The organism is Terrisphaera buseokensis (assembly GCF_047521145.2).
GTDB lineage: Bacteria > Verrucomicrobiota > Verrucomicrobiia > Opitutales > Opitutaceae > ER46.
In genome coordinates this window covers 4268324-4285372 of record NZ_CM134186.1, presented here as the reverse complement: position 1 = coordinate 4285372, position 17049 = coordinate 4268324, and the positions used below count along the sequence as shown (strand labels likewise).

Below are 17049 nucleotides of genomic sequence, written 5' to 3'. Positions count from 1 at the left end.
TGCACCGGCCCTCGTTTTTCCCATGCTCGATCCGAAGCTCATCCGTGAATCGCCCGACCTTGTCCGGGCGGCGATTGCCAAGAAACATCTCGAGGTCGATCTCGAGGCCGTCCTCGCGATCGATGCGTCCTGGCGCACTCACCTGCAGGACGTCGAGGCCTTGCGCGGAAAGCAGAAGGCGGCGAACAGCGCCATGGCCGCGCTGCCGAAAGGTTCGCCGGAGTTCATCGCCAAAGTCGGCGAGATGAAGGCCGTGTCGGCGCAGCTCAAGGAGCGCGAAACGCAGCTGAAGGAGACGGAGGAGACGTTTCGCCACGCGATGCTCTCCATTCCCAACCTGCCGCACGCGAGCGTGCCGGAGGGAAAAACGCCGGAGGAGAACGAGATTTTCCTGCTGCACGGTGCGCACGAGGAACCGCGGCCGCACGCGCTCCCGCATTGGGAAATTCCGGGCTTCGACAAACTCTTCGACTTCGCGCGTGGCGCCAAGGTGACGGGCGCCGGCTTTCCGTTCTACATCGGCGACGGTGCGCGGATCGTGCGGGCGCTGCTCCATTTCTTTTTGGATGAAAACGCCAAGGTCGGCTACGTGGAGGTCAACCCGCCGATCTTCGTGAACGCGGCGAGCGCGACCGCGACGGGCCAGCTGCCCGACAAGGAAGGGCAGATGTATGAGACGACGCCCGATCATCTCTACGCGGTGCCGACAGCCGAGGTGCCGCTGACGAATTTCTTCCGCGACGAAATTGTCGATGAAGCCGCGCTGCCGATCTACCGCTGCGCCTACACGCCGTGTTTCCGCCGCGAGGCGGGCAGCTACGGTAAGGACGTGCGCGGACTCAACCGGCTACACCAGTTCGACAAGGTCGAGCTGCTGAAGTGGGTGCATCCGGCGAGCAGCTACGACGAACTCGACAAGCTGCGTGGCGACGCCGAGCGGCTGCTGCAGAAACTCGATCTGCCGTATCGCGTGCTGCTCATGTGTGGCGGCGATCTCGGTTTCGCGCAGTCGAAGAAATACGATCTCGAGGTGTGGTCGGCGGGCCAAAAACGCTGGCTCGAAGTCTCGAGCTGCTCGAACTTCGAGGCCTTCCAGGCCCGGCGCGCGCAGATTCGTTTCCGCTCGAAGGAGTCCGGCAAACCGGAACTCGTGCACACGATCAACGGATCCGGCCTCGCCGTCCCGCGCGTACTTGCCGCCCTGCTGGAAAACAATCTGCAGCCCGACGGTCGCGTGAAGATCCCCGCGGCGTTGGTGCCGTACTTTGGCAAAGAGTATCTCAGCTTCCAGTAAGTCTGCCAAGGCGCTCACGGCGATCGCTGCGCGCCTCGCCGCGCTCATTCCGCGCGACCGCCTCGATCCGGCGGTGCTCGCGTGGGTCGCGTCGGCCCCGCCGCAGCGCGTGTGGTCGGTCGCGTTTTCCGGCGGCGCGGACTCGCTCGCGCTGCTGCTGCTGCTGTGGGCGCACTGGCCGCAACGACGCCGTCGGTTGCAGGCGCTCCATTTCAATCATCGCCTCCGTGGCGCGGACTCACGCGCCGACGCGGCCTTTTGCCGGCGCGTGGCTCGCGGCCTCGGCATCACGTTCATCGCCGGCTCCTGGCGAGCGGCGAAGCCCGACGCGAGCGAGGCAGCGGCGCGGGTCGCGCGGATGACGTTCATCGAGCGGCATGGCGGTACGGTGTGGTTTGGTCACCAGCAGGACGACGTCGCGGAGACGATGCTGATGCGCCTCGCGCGTGGCAGTGGCGCCGGCGGACTCGCGGCGCCGCGGCCCGTGCACGTGCACCCGCTAGGCCGCGTTCACCTGCGGCCTCTGCTCCCGTTGAAGAAAACGGAGATCGTGCGGGCGTTGTGCGCAGCAGGCGCGACGTGGTGCGAGGACGCGAGCAATCCGGGCGACCGGTATTTTCGGAATCGCGTGCGAAGCGCCGTGATTCCGGCGTGGGTGGAAGCGGCGCAGCGCGACGCCCTCGCCGGTGCCGCGCGATCCCGCGTTTTGCTGGAGGAGGACGACGTCGCGCTGGAGGCATGGCTCGATGAACTGCAGCCGCTGCGATCACCCGGAGTGCTGGCGCTGGCGCCGCTTCAGGGGAAACCGCGCGCGCTCCTGCGGCGAGCGTTGCATCGGTGGCTGGCGGGGCAGCCGCGCGCGGGAGAAGTTTCGCGGGCGGCGTTTGACGCATTATTGAATGCGCTGGCGAGCGGTCGGCCCACGCGACACAGCCTTGGCCGCCATGGTTTTGCGGTCATCGACCGCGCGTCGCTGCGCTTCCAGCCGATGGGAAAAGCCGGACGGAATTTCCACCGGTCCGCCAATTGACTTCTCGCGGGGGAACATCCACGTTTCGACCTCAGTCCAAAACGTAAATGCCTGAATCTGAAAATAAAAAATCCCGCCGGCCCCTGAAGAACCTGCCTCCGGATCGGTTTCAGCCGAAGATGCTGATCTTCTGGTTGGCGTTGGTGGCGGCGGTGCTTGCCCTCCTGTACTACACGCCGGGCATGAGCAGCCAGCCGGACAACCTGACGATTCAGGATGTTCTCGAGCGCGCGGAGGCGAAGCACATTCAGGCGAACCCGCCCGCGGTGATTCGGCCGGATTTGAGCGGCGGACGTGACTGGCATTCCATCACGGGCCAGAGCCGCAAGGACGAATCCAGTCCGTACCGCCCGTTCCGGGCCGCCGGTCGCGTGACCGATGCGACCATGACGCGGCTGCAGCAATCGAAACTCTTCATTGAGCAGCCTACGCAAACGCTGCTGACGTCAATTGCGGCGCAGGTAATCCCGTTCGTGATCATCATCGGCCTGCTCTATTTCCTGTTTGTGCGTCAGCTGCGCCAGGCCGGTCGGGGCGCGTTGAGCTTCGGCAAGAGTCGCGCGAAGCTGCTCACGCGGGATCGCGACAAGCTCACGTTTGCCGATGTCGCCGGTTGCGACGAGGCGAAGGAAGAGGTGTCCGAGGTCGTCGAGTTTTTGAAGGACCCGAAGAAGTTCACCAAGATGGGTGGCCGGATTCCGAAGGGCATCCTGATGGTCGGCCCTCCCGGCACCGGCAAGACGCTGCTCGCAAAGGCGGTCGCCGGTGAAGCCGACGTGCCGTTCTTCAGCATCTCGGGCTCGGACTTCGTGGAAATGTTCGTCGGCGTCGGCGCGAGCCGGGTGCGCGACATGTTCGAGCAGGGCCGCAAGAGCGCCCCGTGTCTGATCTTCATCGACGAAATCGACGCGGTCGGTCGCCAGCGCGGCGCCGGTCTCGGTGGTGGCAACGACGAGCGCGAACAGACGCTCAACTCGCTGCTCGTCGAGATGGATGGCTTCGACACCACGGAAGGCGTCATCATCATTGCGGCGACGAACCGTCCCGACGTCTTGGATAGCGCCCTGCTTCGCCCGGGTCGTTTCGACCGACAGATTTACGTCGACCTGCCGGATTTGAATGGCCGCGAACAGATCCTCCGGGTGCACGCCAAGAAGGTGAGCCTCGCGGAGAACGTGGACCTCCAAGTCATCGCGCGCGGTACCCCGGGTCTCTCCGGCGCCGAGCTGGCCAATCTTTTGAATGAAGCGGCGCTCCTAGCCGCGCGCCGCGGCAAGAAGAAAGTCGAGATGATCGACGTCGACGACGCCCGTGAAAAGGTGCAGTTCGGCCGCGAGCGTCGTCGTCTCATGGATGACGAGGAGAAGAAGCTCACGGCGTATCACGAAGCCGGACACGCGTTGATCCAGGCGGTGCTCGATGACGGCCACATGCCGGTGCACAAGGTCACGATCATCCCGCGCGGACGCAGCCTCGGCAGCACGATGTTCATTCCGAAGAAGGACATCCTGACCCACGCAAAGAAGCGCATGGAAGGTCAGATTGCGATGGGGCTCGGTGGCCGCATTGCTGAGGAATTGGTGCTCGGTGACATCTCGAGCGGCGCGGCCGGCGACATCAAACAGATCACCAAGATCGCGCGCCACATGGTGTGCGACTGGGGCATGAGCCCGTTGGGACCGATCGCGTTCGGCGACAGCCACGACACGGTGTTTCTCGGTCGCGACATCACGCGCAACGAGAACGTCTCCGAGGAAACGGCGCGCCGGATCGACGAGGAGATTCACCGGATCATCGACGAACAATACCGCCGCGCCACGACCATTGTGAGCGATCACCGCAGCGCCTTGGACAAGATTGCCGAGGCCCTGATCGAGCACGAGACGATCGACGGCAAGCACGTCCTGGAGATTCTGCAGTTCGGTGAGATTCGCTCGCCGATTCTGCCGAGCCTTCCGTCGGCGAAGTCCGACGGTCAGCCGCCCGCGAAAAAGGCCCTGGAGAAATCCACGGCCACGGAGCCGCCGATCGGTCCGGCCACCGCGCCGAATCCGGCGTAAGTGAAGTCATATTACATCCTTTCGAGGGCGGACCACGGTCCGCCCTTTTTTGTGTCACGGGCCCGCGAAATCCTGCTTGGGTTTCTCAAGTTCCGTCTCAATTCTCCGTTATCTTTCGTATGAAAATCTGTTGTATCGGTGCTGGTTACGTGGGCGGTCCGACCATGGCGATGATTGCGCTGAAGGCGCCCAGCATCGAGGTGCGGGTGGTGGATATGAACGCGGCCCGAATCGGGGCGTGGAACTCCGATACGCTCCCCATCTACGAGCCCGGATTGGATGACGTCGTCCGGCAGACGCGCGGTCGCAATCTGTACTTTTCCACGGATGTCCAAGGCGCCATCAAGGCGGCTGATATTATCTTTGTTGCCGTCAACACCCCGACCAAGACTTACGGTATCGGTGCCGGGCGCGCCGCGGATCTCCGTTACATCGAATCGGTCGCGCGTACCATCGCCGAGCACGCCAACGGCCCGAAGATTATCGTCGAGAAATCCACTATTCCCGTAAAGACGGCGGAGACGATCAAGGACATCCTTGCCGCGAACACGCGCGGTCACGTCTTCGAGGTACTATCCAATCCGGAGTTTCTCGCCGAGGGTACGGCGATTGCGGACTTGCAGGCACCGGATCGCGTGTTGATTGGCGGCGAACGAACCCCTGGTGGCGCGGTCGCAATGCAGAAGCTCGTCGATGTGTACGCGCACTGGGTGCCGCGCGAGCGGATCATCACGACGAACCTGTGGTCGTCGGAACTCTCGAAGCTCGTGGCCAACGCGTTTCTCGCCCAGCGCATTTCCTCGATCAATTCGATCTCCGCCTTGTGCGAGGCGACGGGTGCGGACGTGGACGAGGTTGCGAATGCGATCGGCAAGGATTCGCGCATTGGGCCGAAATTTCTCAAGGCTTCGGTCGGCTTCGGCGGTTCGTGTTTCCAGAAGGATATCTTGAATCTGGTGTACCTGTGCGATCACTTCGGCCTGCCGGAAGTGGCGCGCTATTGGGAGAGCGTCGTCGGCATGAACGACTGGCAGAAGCGCCGCTTCGCGGCGAAAATCGTCAGTTCGCTGTTCAACACCGTCGCGGACAAACGGATCGCGGTGCTCGGCTTTGCGTTCAAGAAGGACACGAACGACACGCGCGAGTCCGCGGCGATTTCCGTCTGCCGCGATCTGCTGGCCGAACAGGCGCGGGTTGTGGTGTACGATCCCAAGGTGCCGGCGGACGAAATCCGCGTCGAGATCCTGGGGAAGGGCCGTGACGATCCGCGCCTGACCGTCGCGAACTCCGCGTACGAAGCGACCCAGGGTGCTCACGCGCTGGCCGTCGCGACGGAGTGGGATGAGTTCAAGACCCTCGACTACGCTCGAATCTTCGCGTCGATGCAGCAGCCCGCGTTCGTGTTCGACGGCCGGAATATCCTCGATTTGCCGAAGCTGCGGGCGATCGGTTTCCGCGCGTCCGGCATCGGCAAGTGATCCGTCGCCGGAAAAAAAGGCCGCCCCCGTCACAAGGGGGCGGCCCGTAGTCTATGGCGTAATATCCATCACTGCATGATGGAAAAGCTTTGGACCCGCGTTCGGCGCGGGGTGCGAAACTCGGCGCGGCGTGGTCGATCTGGCGGGGCGGACGTTGCGTGAAAACGTGCGCGGCTCATGACGGAATTTCTACGATTTCGACTGGAACGGCTCAACAGGAACTAACGGCAGCCTGGAGCGGAAAACGCGTAGCGTGCCCTGTCGAAAGTTTGGATCGGAACGGTGGATTTGCAACCGGACGGGAAGAGTGCGCCGTCAGGCGAGCGGGGTAAAACGGAGCGTCGCCACGGCTAATATGAATCGCTCTTTGCCTTTGGACTTTAGCCGTGGCTACGAGCGCCAGCGAGTGGCCGTTCGGCCACTCGCTGGCGCTCGCAGCCACGATCGATCCAGAAGTCCAAAAGCAAGGAGCGATTGGTATAAGGTCAACCGGTGGCGGGCGTTGGGTTCGGGCCCGCGGCGACGAATTCAATTCAGGCCGATCCCGCCGGGGCGCGCCTGCGGGATTCGGGCGCAGCGCGCGGGGCCCGGACTGTGGCGGTTCAGACAAAGCCCAGTGGCTCAAACCGACCGCCGAGAATGGGTGTCGCGGGCGAGCCCAGCCAGCGTTCGAGCGCGGTGGCATAAACCTGACGAAAATCAGTGCTGAACACGAGGTCCTGGTTGCGCTCGAGTTTCAGCGACGGCGGGGTGCCGTGCATGCCGCCCTTGACGCGCGATCCCATCACGAAGAGCGGCGCGGCCGTGCCGTGGTCGGTGCCGCGGCTGTCGTTCTCGCTCGGGCGGCGGCCGAACTCCGAGAACGTCATCGTGGTGACCTGGCCGTCGAGTTGCTTCGACTCGAGGTCCTTTTGAAACGCGGCGAGGCCCTCGGAGAGCTGCGTCAGCAACGCGGCGTGCTGGGTCAGCTGCCCGCTGTGCGTGTCGAACCCACCGAGCGAAACAAAGTACACCCGCGTCGGCAGGCGCGCCGCCACCAGCGCCGCGACGTTGCGCAGCGAGGCGGCGAAGGGTGTTCCCGGATACGTCGCGCCCGGCCGGTAGTCGCCGATCACGCGCTGCACTTTCTTTTCCGTCACCAGCGTATCCATCAACGTCTGACGCAGGAACGTGGCGTTGCCGGAAACATCAGCGACAGGCTGCGGCGCCGGAGCGATGGCAGCCTCGAGCATTTTCCGGGTGTCGTCGTTGTCGCGGCGGCTGCCGCCGCCGGGCACCATGCCGAAGGTCGGGTGCGTGGTGCCGCTGAGGAAGGATTGCGGCACACCGTTCGTGATGTGCACGGCGACGGGATCGTGCGAGTCGGCTGGCATCCCGGCGCAGGCGTTGTCGAGAAAACGGCCGACCCAGCCGGTCGCGGCGAACTCGTCGCTCGCGCTGGCCGTTTCCCAGATTTCCGTGGAGCGGAAATGGCTGCGGTTCGGATTCGGATACCCGACGTTCTGCACGACGGCGAGTTTGCCATCCTGAAAGAGCCGGTGCATGGCGGTGCAGGCCGGATGGAGGCCGGCGACGGCGCTAGTCTTGAGCACCTGATCGCCGGGAATGGCCAGGGTGGGGCGGAGCCGGCGGTAGTCGGCGTCCTCGAAAGGAATCACCGTGTTGAGCCCGTCGTTGCCGCCCGCGAGCTGGACGAGGACGAGGATGCTGCGATCCTTTTCCGGAGCGGGCGTGGCGGCGCGGGTCGACTGGACCAAAAACTCTGGCGCAAACTGGCTGAACGCGAGCAGGCCGATGCCCTTGCTGGAGAGCTGGAGAAATTCCCGGCGGGTGGTCGGCAGAAACGGCGGGGCGGAGGGAGTGGCCATGGCGATGGGGCGCGTTAGCAGAGTTGGTAGTCGGGTGACTGAAGGAGTGTGGCGGCCGCGCGGCGGAGGCGGCGCAGCTTTTGCCGTTCGTCGTCGGCGCCGGTGGCGAGGTAGGTTTGCAGGGTGGCGCGGACGTCCGTTGCGTTCGCGTCCGGCAGGAGGCGGGCGGATAGTTGCGCGGCGGCGGCGGCCGGAGGGAGTGGCGCGAGACTGGCCAGCCAGTCGTCGGTGACGGTGAAGTGATCGATGCCGTTGGATCGGGCCGCGACGATTTCGATCTGTTCGTCGGCGTTCAGCGAGCGTTCGTCGATCGGCGCGAACAGCGATTCGACGAACTGACGGCGGGCGGAGAGCGTCGAGGAGTTGATCCACTGACGTCCGCCGACCCAGCCGCGCACATTCGGCGGGTAGAACAGCGCCTGCCCCATCTGTCGCAGCGGCGCGATGGTGAGACGCGGGATCGGCGCCACGTCGAGACCGAGGTCCTGGATGAGCGCGAGATAGAACTGCACCGGGCTCTTGATGAAGTTGCCGCGGAACTCAGGCGCGTAGAACAGCCGGCTGCCGAAGAACTGGCGCACGAGCGCGCGCAATTCGAAGCCGTTCGAGCGCCACGTCTCGCCCAGCGCCGCGAGGTGTTCGGGCGGCAGGGCGGCATCGCTCAAATAGAAGCGGGCCATTTCCCGCGGGAGGAATGTCGCGGCGGCCGGCTGACGGTAGGCGAGATCGATGACGTCGTCGCCGCTGAAGTTGCCGGTCGCGCCAAACAGCGTTTTCTCCCGCTGATCCTGCTGGCGGGGATCGAGGCGGAAGAAGCCGTCGGCGCGCGCGCGATAGCCGGTGAAGGCCCGCGCCGCTTCCTTGATGTCGGCCTCGGTGTAGTTGCCCTCGCCGAGCACGAACAACTCGAACAGCTCGCGCGCGAAGTTCTCGTTCGGCGCCTTCACCTGGCTTTGCCCGAGATCGAGGTAGATCACCATGGCGGGCGAACGCGACACGGCCTTCGCGAGCGCCGGGGCCGGGCCGAGACCGTGGCGCGCGAGAAGATCGAAGTGTTGAAACACAACCCCGGCATTCCGGACTTTTTCCGCTGAGACCACGTAGACGTCGCTCAGAAACAGCACCCACTTCGCGTAGGCTGCCGCTGCGGGCTGCGCGGCGTGTTGCAGCCACTTCACGCTCAACTCCTGCACGGCCAGCCGGCCGCGTTCCTGCAACTCCCGCTGGCGCACGAGACGCTCATCGCCCGTCTTGCCCTGGAGATCGCGCACGAGCGCAACCGCCGATTCCTCGAAACGGGATACCAACCTCGGCTTCTGCAGCAGCGCCGGTTCGGCCGGAAAAAGCCGATCGAGGGTGGCGGCAAGACCTTCGTTGACGGCTTGCGCGACGTCGGCGGGCCGGGCGGTCCAGCCTGCACGCCGCAACAGATGCCGCGCCGTTTCGGCGTTCCACGCTGAGGGTGGAAGCGGCTGCCACGCGTCCCGCGGTGTGAGGGAAAGGCTCATCAGCGCCAGTGACGACTGTTGCCCCCCGGGGTTTCACGGGTGGGGTAGGTTCACGCCGCGTTTATCGTGGTGGTGGCGCGCGGTGGATCTGCGGCGTCCACGTCACGTAGCTCGGCTCCTCGTGCAGGAACGCGTCGGGCGCGTCGGTGGCGTGTAACAGGTCGGTGTCCCAGACCGCGGGCAGCAGGTCCGCGAGCGAGTAGGGGACGCGTTTCACGCCGGCCGGCAGCGGCGACCAATGGCGGAAGTGCTCAGGCATCACGAGTTCGCCAGTCAGATCCGCGGCGGCGACGCGTTGCAGCCCGCGGCCCGCAACGTAGTGGTGCCACGAATCGCGTCGCGCGTCGGCAATCACGCCGACCTCCGGGCGGTTCATCGCGGCGGCGACGACCGCCAGGCTCGAATAGGCAAACACCGGGCGCGGCTTGAGCAGCGTCCAAGTGCGCAAGGCCATCGCGACCGTGCGAATGCCCAGCACCGAGCCCGGGCCTTCGCAGAAAATAAAGGCGGAGACGTCATCCGGATTCACTCCGAGCCGGGCGATGCCTTCGAACACGGCAATGCCGGCTTCGTCAGGACTCGTTGACCACACGGCCGGTGCGTCGGGGCGGAGCAATCCGATCTGGACCAGCGCGGATGCGGCGTCGATCACGAGGGCGGGAAACTGACTGCTGATCTGGCGGAAGCTCGGCATCTCAGAGTGACCAAACGAGCCGCGGGCGGCCCGTGCAAGCGCGCAGAATCCGTCATTGACCGGCATGCGGTCGGGCGTAGCGTGACCGATTCTTTAAGCACAAATCCCGTCCGCAATTTCCGCTGTGAACGTCCAACTGAATAACGTCTCCGCCACCCGCAAGAGTCTCGTCGTCACGCTCGACCCGAGCGAAGTCGACGCCGAGCACAAGGCCGTCGTCGGCGAAATCGCGAAAGTCGCGCGCCTCCCCGGCTTCCGTCCGGGCAAGGCGCCGGCCGCGATGATCGTCCGCCGCTTCAGCAAGGAAATCACCGATGATTTCAAGCAGAAGGTCGTGGCCAAGGCCTACCGTTCCGCGCTGGAGAAGGAGAAGCTTGATGTGCTCAACGTCGTGAACGTGGAGGAAGGCGAGATCGCCACGGGTTCTTCCGTGACCGTCACGATCACCCTCGATGTGCGGCCCGAGTTCGAGGTGCCGGACTACTCCAATCTCGCGACGGAAATCGCGCCGACCGAGGTCACCGACGCCGAAGTCGAAACCGTTATCCAAGGCCTCCGCGCTGAGCGCGCCGACTTCAAGCCGGCCGAGCGCCCCGCCCAGAAGGGCGACTACGTGAAGCTCGCCTATGAAGGCAGCGTCGACGGCAAGCCGATCACCGACCTGGCGCCGGACAAGCAGCTTTACGGCAAGGTCCCGCAGACGTGGGAAGAAGTCGAAGGTACTAACGAGGGCGTGATTCCCGGCCTCGGCAAACAGCTCGCCGGTCTCAAGCCGGGCGACAAGAAGGACGTCCCGGTGACGTTCCCCGCCGACTTCGCCGCCGTCCCCGCCCTGGCGGGCAAGGCCGCCACGTACGCAGTCGAGATTCAGGAGATCCGCGAGCGCGTGCTGCCGGAGCTGAACGAGGAGTTTTTCAAGGCCCAGCAGGTCGATGATCTCGCGGGTCTGCAGTCGCAGGTGCGCAACAACCTGACGATGCAGAAGCAGCACCAGAACCGCACCGGCCAGCGCCGGCAGGTGACAGAGCAGCTTGCCGCCAAGGTCGACATTCCGGTCCCGGATTCCCTGGTGGAGTCGGAGACGCAGGGCGTGCTCCGTCAGTTCCTCGAAGAACAGGTCCGTCGCGGCGTGCCGCAGGAGCAGTTCGAGAAGGACAAGAAGGAACTGTTCGCCGGCGCCCGTCAGGCCGCCGTCAGCCGCGTGAAGCTCCAGCTGATCCTCGCGAAGATCGCGGAGAAGGAGAAGCTCGAGGTCACGAACGACGACATCAGCAATTATATCTACCGGGAAGCGATGCGTTCGGGCGAGAAGCCGGACAAGCTGGCGCGGGCGCTCGGGGCCGATCGCGAGCAGCTGCGCTCGGTGCAGCAGTCGATCATTTTCGACAAGGCGGTTGATTTTCTGGTGTCCAAAGCTAAGGTGACGACTGTCCAGCCGAAGGCCTGAACGGTCCAAACTCCTCCCAACACCACGTGAGCTACTACGTCCCTATCGTCCTTGAGAACACCGGCCGCGGCGAGCGGTCGATGGACATCTATTCGCGCCTGCTGAAAGATCGCATTATCTTCATCGGCACGCCGATCGACGATATGGTGGCGAACCTGGTGATTGCGCAGCTGCTCTTCCTGCAGATGGAAGATTCGAAGAAGGACATCCATCTGTACATCAACTCCCCGGGCGGCGTGGTCACAGGCGGCATGGCCATCTATGACACGATGAACTTCCTGCAGTGTGACATCGTCACGTACTGCGTGGGCATGGCGGCCAGCATGAGCACCGTGCTCCTTGCCGCCGGCACCAAGGGCAAGCGTTTCGCGCTCCCGAACAGCCGGGTGATGATTCACCAGCCGAGCGGCGGCGCGGGTGGCCAGGCCACCGATATCGCCATTGCCGCCCGTGAAATCCTGCGCTGGCGCAAGACACTGAACGAGGCCATTTCCCGCCACACGGGCAAGTCCGCGGAGCAGATCGAAAAGGACTCCGATCGCGACTACTACCTGAGCGCTCCGGAAGCCAAGGAATACGGGATTGTAGATCACGTCGTCGCTTCGACCCGTGAGGCGCAGACCGTGGTCCAGACGGCTGCCTGAGCCTTCGGCGCCCTGCCGCCTTCCTTGGCGCGTGGGTTTTGCGTCCCACCCCATCGTACGGGGTGGGGCCTACCGGGTCAGAACCTAGGTGAAAACCGAACCGGGCTGACCCAATCACATCTCGACACTTCTCCGGTCCACGTCACGTTTTCCTTATGGCTAAATCCGCGCGCATGACCCTGTGTTCGTTCTGCGGCAAGTCGCAGGCCGAGGTCAAAAAGATCATCGCGGGCCCGGGCGTGTACATCTGCGACTCGTGCGTGAACGTCTGCAAGACGATCATCGATCGCGAAGTGAAGGCCCCGGCGGTGGATGCCAAGCCTGCGTTCCGCCTGGTCAAGCCGTCGGAAATCAAGAAGACCCTCGACGATTACGTCATCGGTCAGGATCACGCCAAGAAGGTCCTCTCGGTCGCGGTGTACAATCACTACAAGCGGCTGATGTTCGATTCGGGCCAGACGAAGGATTCCGCCGCGATTTCGCCCGAGTTCAGCGAGGTCGAGGTCGAGAAAGCCAACATCCTGCTCGCCGGCCCAACGGGCTCGGGCAAGACGCTGCTCGCCCGGACGCTCGCCAAGATTCTCGATGTACCGTTCGCGATCTCGGATGCGACGACGCTGACCGAGGCCGGTTATGTCGGCGAGGATGTCGAGAACGTAGTGCTGCGGCTGCTGCAGGCGTCGAACTACGACGTGAAGAAGGCCGAGTGCGGCATCATCTACATCGATGAAATCGACAAGATTGGCCGCAAGACCGAGAACGTCTCGATCACGCGCGATGTGTCAGGTGAAGGCGTCCAGCAGGCGCTGTTGAAGATTCTCGAAGGCACGACGTGCAACGTTCCCCCGCAGGGCGGACGCAAGCATCCGAATCAGGAGTACATCCAGATCAACACGTCCAACATCCTGTTCATCTGCGGCGGCGCGTTTGTCGGACTTGATTCGATCGTCCAGCGGCGCATCGGGACGCGAAGCCTGGGCTTCTCGTCGATTTCGGCGCAGCACCAAGCCGCGCTGAATCCCGAGCAGATGATGAAGTCGCTCGCCCCCGAGGATCTCATTCGCTTCGGCATGATTCCGGAGTTCATCGGCCGACTTCCGGTCGTGTCCGTTCTGGATCAGTTGTCCATCGCCGACCTCGAAAAGATTCTGCTGCGCACGAAGAATTCGATGGTGAAGCAGTACGCGAAGCTCTTCGCGATGGATGGTGTGCGCCTGAAGCTGACGAACGACGCCGTGAAGGCGATTGCCGCCAAGGCCATCGAGCTGAAGACTGGCGCCCGCGCGCTGCGCGCCATCATGGAGAATCTGATGCTGGAGGTCATGTACGAGCTCCCGCAGCGCGACGACGTCGCGGAGGTCGTGATTGACGCCGCGGTGGTCGCGGGCCGGCGCAAGCCGACGCTCCGACGCGTGGCCAAGGTCGAGCCGAAGCAGGACGCGGCCTAAGGCCCGGCGTCCGGGCGGTTCAAGCCGCAGGGGACGGTGTAGAGGCCGTCCCTGCAGGATTCCCGTCCTTCAGGGACGTTCGGATTACCAGTGCGCGTAGTCGCCCTTTTCGAGGCTCTTCGCGAACTCCACGAGCAGCTGCACGCAGCGCTCCACGTCCTCGAGATCGACGACCTCGCTCGGCGTGTGCATATAACGGAGCGGAATGCTCACGAGACCGGTCGCAACGCCGCCGCGGCCCATCTGGATCGCACGGGCGTCCGTCCCGGTGGGGCGCGGGTCGGCTTCGATCTGGTAGGGAATCTTGATCTTCTTCGCCGCCCGCAGCAGGCGGTCGTAAATCTTGGGATTGATGTTGGCGCCGCGGCAGAGGATCGGGCCGCCGCCGAGCTTCGTCTCGCCGAACCGGCGGTTGTCGCAGTCCGGATGATCCGTCGCGTGACCCACGTCGATCGCCACCGCGATGTGCGGGTTGACCAGATACGCCGACGTCGTGGCGCCACGCACACCGATTTCTTCCTGGGACGTGGCGACGCTCACGACTTTCGCCGCGAACGGCTTCTTCTCTTTTGCGAGCCGGATGAGCGTTTCGCCGACGATGTAGGCGCCGACCTTGTTGTCGAAGGCGCGGGCCGTGCCGATGCTGCCGCTGATCAACTCGAGTTCGTGGTCGTAGGTCGCGACATCGCCAATCGCGACGCGCTCGAGGGCCTCGGCCTTGCTGCGGACGCCGATGTCGATCCAGATTTCGTGCTTCTTCGGCACCTTCTTGCGATCTTCGTCGTCCATGAGATGGATGGCGCGTTTGCCGGTGACGCCTTTGACGGGACCGTTCGCGGTCTGGATGATAATGCGCCGGCCGGAAATCACGCTGAGATCGTGGCCGCCGATCGTGTCGAAATAGATGAAGCCTTCCTTGTTGATGAAGGTGATGATCAAGCCGAGCTCGTCCATGTGTCCGGCGAGCATCAGCACCGGGTCGCCCTTCGGATTCAACGTGGCGATGCGATTGCCGAGGGCGTCGTTCGCGTAGGCGTCGGCGGCCGGCTTCACGTGACGGTCAAACACCGCCTGCGCCTCGGCTTCGTAGCCGGAGGGCGAGCGGGCATGCAGCAACTCAGCGAGAAAAGCGGGCACTTTGTAAGTCGACATGGGTTTTAGTCTCGCGCTGCCGGGCGCGGGCGCAAAGCGTTTTTACCGAATGACGATTTATCCCGCCATTGACATCAAGAGTGGCCGCTGTGTCCGGTTGACGCAGGGGCGCGCGGATCAGGAAACGATCTACGCGGAGAATCCCGCGGACGTCGCGGCGGAGTTCAAGGCGGCGGGCAGTGACTGGGTGCACGTCGTCGATCTCGACGGTGCGTTTGCCGGCGAGCCGCAGAATCTCGCCGCGGTGCAGGCCGTCGCCGCCCTCGGCATGAAGGTGCAACTCGGCGGCGGGCTGCGCACGCGCGCCACGGTCGAACGCGCGCTGGGTTTCGGCGTGAGTCGGGTCGTGATCGGCACGCGCGCCGCGGAGAGCGAGGCGTTTGTCGGCGAGCTCGTGCAGGCTTTCGGCGACAAGATCGCGGTCGGCATCGATGCGAAGAACGGCCAGGTCGCAGTGAAAGGGTGGGTCGCGACGGCGGCGATGAGCGCGCTGGCGCTCGCGCAACGGATGGACGCCCTCGGCGTGCGCACGCTGATTCACACGGACATCGGCACCGACGGCATGCTCACCGGGCCTAATTTTCCTGCGCAGGAAGCGATGTTGCGCGCGGGAAAATTCAACGTGATCGCGAGCGGTGGCGTGAGCCGGCGTGAAGACGTCGTGAAGCTCATGGCACTGGCGCGGCAGCACGCAAATCTCGACGGCGTGATCGTGGGCAAGGCGCTCTACGAAAAGCGCGTCGAGCTGCCGGACCTGCTGACGATCGCGCGGGGCTAGGCCGGAACCGGAGTAGTTCCGCTTCCTGAGACTTGGGACTCTCAACGTCACCCTTCAAGGGCGGCCTGCTTGGATCGAGCGGGCGAAACTTTGGTGCTAAAGGCGCAGAGCTGGTGAGCAATGTGGTGGGACCGCGACCGCCCCCGGTCGCTATGGGCCGGATGCGACCGAGGGCGGTCGCGGTCCTGGTCAACCCATCGCCGTTTGGACAACGGCCCCGAAACGTTCAACCGTCTGCGCAGATTCAGCGCGCTTCGATCTTCTCCGCGATCTCTTCGAGCGGGTACGTGACGATTTCGGCGAGCGTTGGGTGATACCACGGGGCGCGCAGGAGATCGAAGACGGTGGCCTTCATCGCGAGCGGGCCGCTGAACGCGTGAATGAGTTCACCGGCGTCCTTGCCGACAATTTCCGCGCCGAGGATGCGGCCGCGTTTCGGTTCGGCGATGACTTTTACGTAGCCGTAGTTCGCGTCCATGAGGATGGACTTGCCGTGATCGTTGAACGGATAGCTCGCCGTGAGATACGGGGTGCCGCTGGCGTCGAGATCGTCCTCGAGCCGGCCGATGGTCGCGAGTTGCGGATCGGTGAAGACGACGTTGAGGAGAAGCGAATAATCGACCGGCTTGATCCCTTTCACCTTTGCCGCATGGCGCGCGGCGAGTTCGCCCTGTTGAATGGCGATGTGCACAATTTCGGCCGGACCGGAACAGTCGCCGGCGGCGTAGATGTGCGGTGCGGTCGATTGCTGCCAGCGGTTCGTGATGATCTGTCCGTTCGGACGCGTGTCCACCCCGGCCGCGGCGAGTTTCAAGGGGGCGGTGTTGGCGTCGCGGCCAAGCGCGTTGAACAGATGCGCCGCGCGGCGCCGCACGATCTTCCCGTCGTGAATGAATTCGACGCCGAAGCCGTGCCGGTCGTGCCGCACCTGCTGCAGCTGCGTGCCGGCGAACAGCTCGACGCCTTCGTCGACGAAGGCTTTTTGCACCACGGTGGAGGCGCCGGGCGAGTGATCGCGCAGGATGTTGGCGCTGCGTTGCACGAGCGTGACGCGCGTGCCGATGCGATTGAGAAACTGCGCGAGTTCGCACGCGACGATGCCGCCGCCGAGCACGATCACGCTCTTGGGAATGAAATCGAGATCGAGCACCTCGTCGCTCGTCCAGAACGGCACGTCCGCGAGCCCGGGCACGGGCGGCACGCTGACCTTGGAGCCGGTGCCGATCAGGATGTGTTTCGCGCGCACGCGGTTTCCGTTTGAGAGCGCGAGGGTGTGGGCGTCGACGAATTCCGCGTGGGCGCGGATGAGATCGAAACGGCCCGCCTCCAGCGCCTTCACCCGGTAGTCGGCGAATTCGGCGATGATCTTCTTTTTGCGCGCATGGATCGCCTTCATGTCGGCGCGCGCCGAGGGGATTTTGAGGCCGAATGTCTTCGCTTTTTGGGCGAGGTGCAGCACATCGGCCATGTAGAGGAGCGTCTTCGACGGCATGCAGCCGCGCAGGATGCAAAGGCCGCCGAGGTCGCGGGCGCCGTCGATCACGGCCGTTTTTAATCCGAGCGAAACCGCGACGCGGGCGGCGTTGAAACCGGCGCTGCCGCCGCCGATGGCGACGAAATCATAGGAGGAAATGGCCATGGTGATGGT

13 protein-coding genes are annotated in these 17049 nt (G+C 64.3%); 8 read left to right on the top strand and 5 right to left on the bottom strand.

Going from position 1 to position 17049, the window contains the following annotated elements:
* The first annotated feature begins 22 nt into the window (after window positions 1-22).
* The 4 genes from serS to ACLJEU_RS16025 all read left to right on the top strand — a co-directional run bounded on the left by serS (window position 23) and on the right by ACLJEU_RS16025 (window position 5862).
* The gene (serS, locus tag ACLJEU_RS16040) at window positions 23-1294 is read left to right on the top strand and encodes a serine--tRNA ligase (protein WP_414661430.1); all 1272 of its coding nucleotides are present in this window, start codon (window positions 23-25) and stop codon (window positions 1292-1294) included.
* Window positions 1266-2324, top strand: coding sequence for a tRNA lysidine(34) synthetase TilS (gene tilS, locus ACLJEU_RS16035; RefSeq protein WP_414661431.1), 1059 nt, complete (start codon window positions 1266-1268; stop codon window positions 2322-2324). The genes serS and tilS overlap by 29 nt, the downstream gene beginning before the upstream one ends.
* 47 nt (window positions 2325-2371) lie before the next feature.
* Window positions 2372-4384 carry an ATP-dependent zinc metalloprotease FtsH gene (gene ftsH / locus ACLJEU_RS16030; RefSeq protein WP_414661432.1) on the top strand — a complete coding sequence of 671 codons (2013 nt, stop codon included), beginning with the start codon at window positions 2372-2374 and terminating at the stop codon, window positions 4382-4384.
* Between the two features lie 119 nt (window positions 4385-4503).
* Window positions 4504-5862: a UDP-glucose 6-dehydrogenase gene (locus ACLJEU_RS16025; RefSeq protein WP_414661433.1), complete on the top strand. Its 1359-nt coding sequence runs from the start codon at window positions 4504-4506 to the stop codon at window positions 5860-5862.
* A gap of 602 nt (window positions 5863-6464) precedes the next feature.
* Here ACLJEU_RS16025 and ACLJEU_RS16020 read toward each other — a convergent pair.
* From ACLJEU_RS16020 to ACLJEU_RS16010, 3 genes are all read right to left on the bottom strand, one after another.
* Window positions 6465-7730 carry a DUF1501 domain-containing protein gene (locus ACLJEU_RS16020; RefSeq protein WP_414661434.1) on the bottom strand — a complete coding sequence of 422 codons (1266 nt, stop codon included), beginning with the start codon at window positions 7728-7730 and terminating at the stop codon, window positions 6465-6467.
* Window positions 7731-7744: 14 nt separating this feature from the next.
* Window positions 7745-9238 carry a DUF1800 domain-containing protein gene (locus ACLJEU_RS16015; protein ID WP_414661435.1) on the bottom strand — a complete coding sequence of 498 codons (1494 nt, stop codon included), beginning with the start codon at window positions 9236-9238 and terminating at the stop codon, window positions 7745-7747.
* A gap of 61 nt (window positions 9239-9299) precedes the next feature.
* Entirely contained in the window at window positions 9300-9932 is a 633-nt protein-coding gene (locus tag ACLJEU_RS16010; protein ID WP_414661436.1) for a peptidase M22, read from the bottom strand.
* 124 nt (window positions 9933-10056) lie between these two features.
* On the opposite strand from ACLJEU_RS16010, the gene tig reads away from it, so the two are divergent.
* From tig to clpX, 3 genes are all read left to right on the top strand, one after another.
* Window positions 10057-11379 (top strand): trigger factor, encoded by a 1323-nt coding sequence (gene tig, locus ACLJEU_RS16005; protein ID WP_414661437.1) that lies wholly within the window; start codon window positions 10057-10059, stop codon window positions 11377-11379.
* A 26-nt stretch (window positions 11380-11405) separates the two neighbouring features.
* Window positions 11406-12023 carry an ATP-dependent Clp protease proteolytic subunit gene (locus ACLJEU_RS16000; protein ID WP_414661438.1) on the top strand — a complete coding sequence of 206 codons (618 nt, stop codon included), beginning with the start codon at window positions 11406-11408 and terminating at the stop codon, window positions 12021-12023.
* Between the two features lie 155 nt (window positions 12024-12178).
* On the top strand, window positions 12179-13471 hold the full coding sequence (clpX, locus tag ACLJEU_RS15995; protein WP_414661439.1) for an ATP-dependent Clp protease ATP-binding subunit ClpX: 1293 nt from the start codon (window positions 12179-12181) through the stop codon (window positions 13469-13471).
* An 84-nt stretch (window positions 13472-13555) separates the two neighbouring features.
* Here the strand turns inward: clpX and ACLJEU_RS15990 are convergent, their stop codons facing one another.
* On the bottom strand, window positions 13556-14623 hold the full coding sequence (locus tag ACLJEU_RS15990) for a M20/M25/M40 family metallo-hydrolase (protein ID WP_414661440.1): 1068 nt from the start codon (window positions 14621-14623) through the stop codon (window positions 13556-13558).
* A 49-nt stretch (window positions 14624-14672) separates the two neighbouring features.
* Between ACLJEU_RS15990 and hisA the strand changes: the two genes are divergently transcribed.
* A complete protein-coding gene (gene hisA, locus ACLJEU_RS15985) occupies window positions 14673-15401 on the top strand; it encodes a 1-(5-phosphoribosyl)-5-[(5-phosphoribosylamino)methylideneamino]imidazole-4-carboxamide isomerase (protein ID WP_414661441.1) in 729 nt (242 codons plus the stop codon).
* Between the two features lie 244 nt (window positions 15402-15645).
* Here the strand turns inward: hisA and ACLJEU_RS15980 are convergent, their stop codons facing one another.
* The gene (locus ACLJEU_RS15980; RefSeq protein ID WP_414661442.1) at window positions 15646-17040 is read right to left on the bottom strand and encodes a dihydrolipoyl dehydrogenase family protein; all 1395 of its coding nucleotides are present in this window, start codon (window positions 17038-17040) and stop codon (window positions 15646-15648) included.
* Between the last annotated feature and the right edge of the window lie 9 nt (window positions 17041-17049).

What these genes read in the sequence shown, in the direction of transcription:
- ACLJEU_RS15990 (WP_414661440.1), bottom strand. Translation starts at nt 14,623, where the DNA reads ATGTCGACTTACAAAGTGCCCGCTTTTCTCGCTGAGTTGCTGCATGCC.
- clpX (WP_414661439.1), top strand. Translation starts at nt 12,179, where the DNA reads ATGGCTAAATCCGCGCGCATGACCCTGTGTTCGTTCTGCGGCAAGTCG.
- hisA (WP_414661441.1), top strand. Translation starts at nt 14,673, where the DNA reads ATGACGATTTATCCCGCCATTGACATCAAGAGTGGCCGCTGTGTCCGG.
- ftsH (WP_414661432.1), top strand. Translation starts at nt 2,372, where the DNA reads ATGCCTGAATCTGAAAATAAAAAATCCCGCCGGCCCCTGAAGAACCTG.
- serS (WP_414661430.1), top strand. Translation starts at nt 23, where the DNA reads ATGCTCGATCCGAAGCTCATCCGTGAATCGCCCGACCTTGTCCGGGCG.
- ACLJEU_RS16020 (WP_414661434.1), bottom strand. Translation starts at nt 7,730, where the DNA reads ATGGCCACTCCCTCCGCCCCGCCGTTTCTGCCGACCACCCGCCGGGAA.
- ACLJEU_RS16025 (WP_414661433.1), top strand. Translation starts at nt 4,504, where the DNA reads ATGAAAATCTGTTGTATCGGTGCTGGTTACGTGGGCGGTCCGACCATG.
- ACLJEU_RS15980 (WP_414661442.1), bottom strand. Translation starts at nt 17,040, where the DNA reads ATGGCCATTTCCTCCTATGATTTCGTCGCCATCGGCGGCGGCAGCGCC.
- ACLJEU_RS16015 (WP_414661435.1), bottom strand. Translation starts at nt 9,238, where the DNA reads ATGAGCCTTTCCCTCACACCGCGGGACGCGTGGCAGCCGCTTCCACCC.
- ACLJEU_RS16010 (WP_414661436.1), bottom strand. Translation starts at nt 9,932, where the DNA reads ATGCCGAGCTTCCGCCAGATCAGCAGTCAGTTTCCCGCCCTCGTGATC.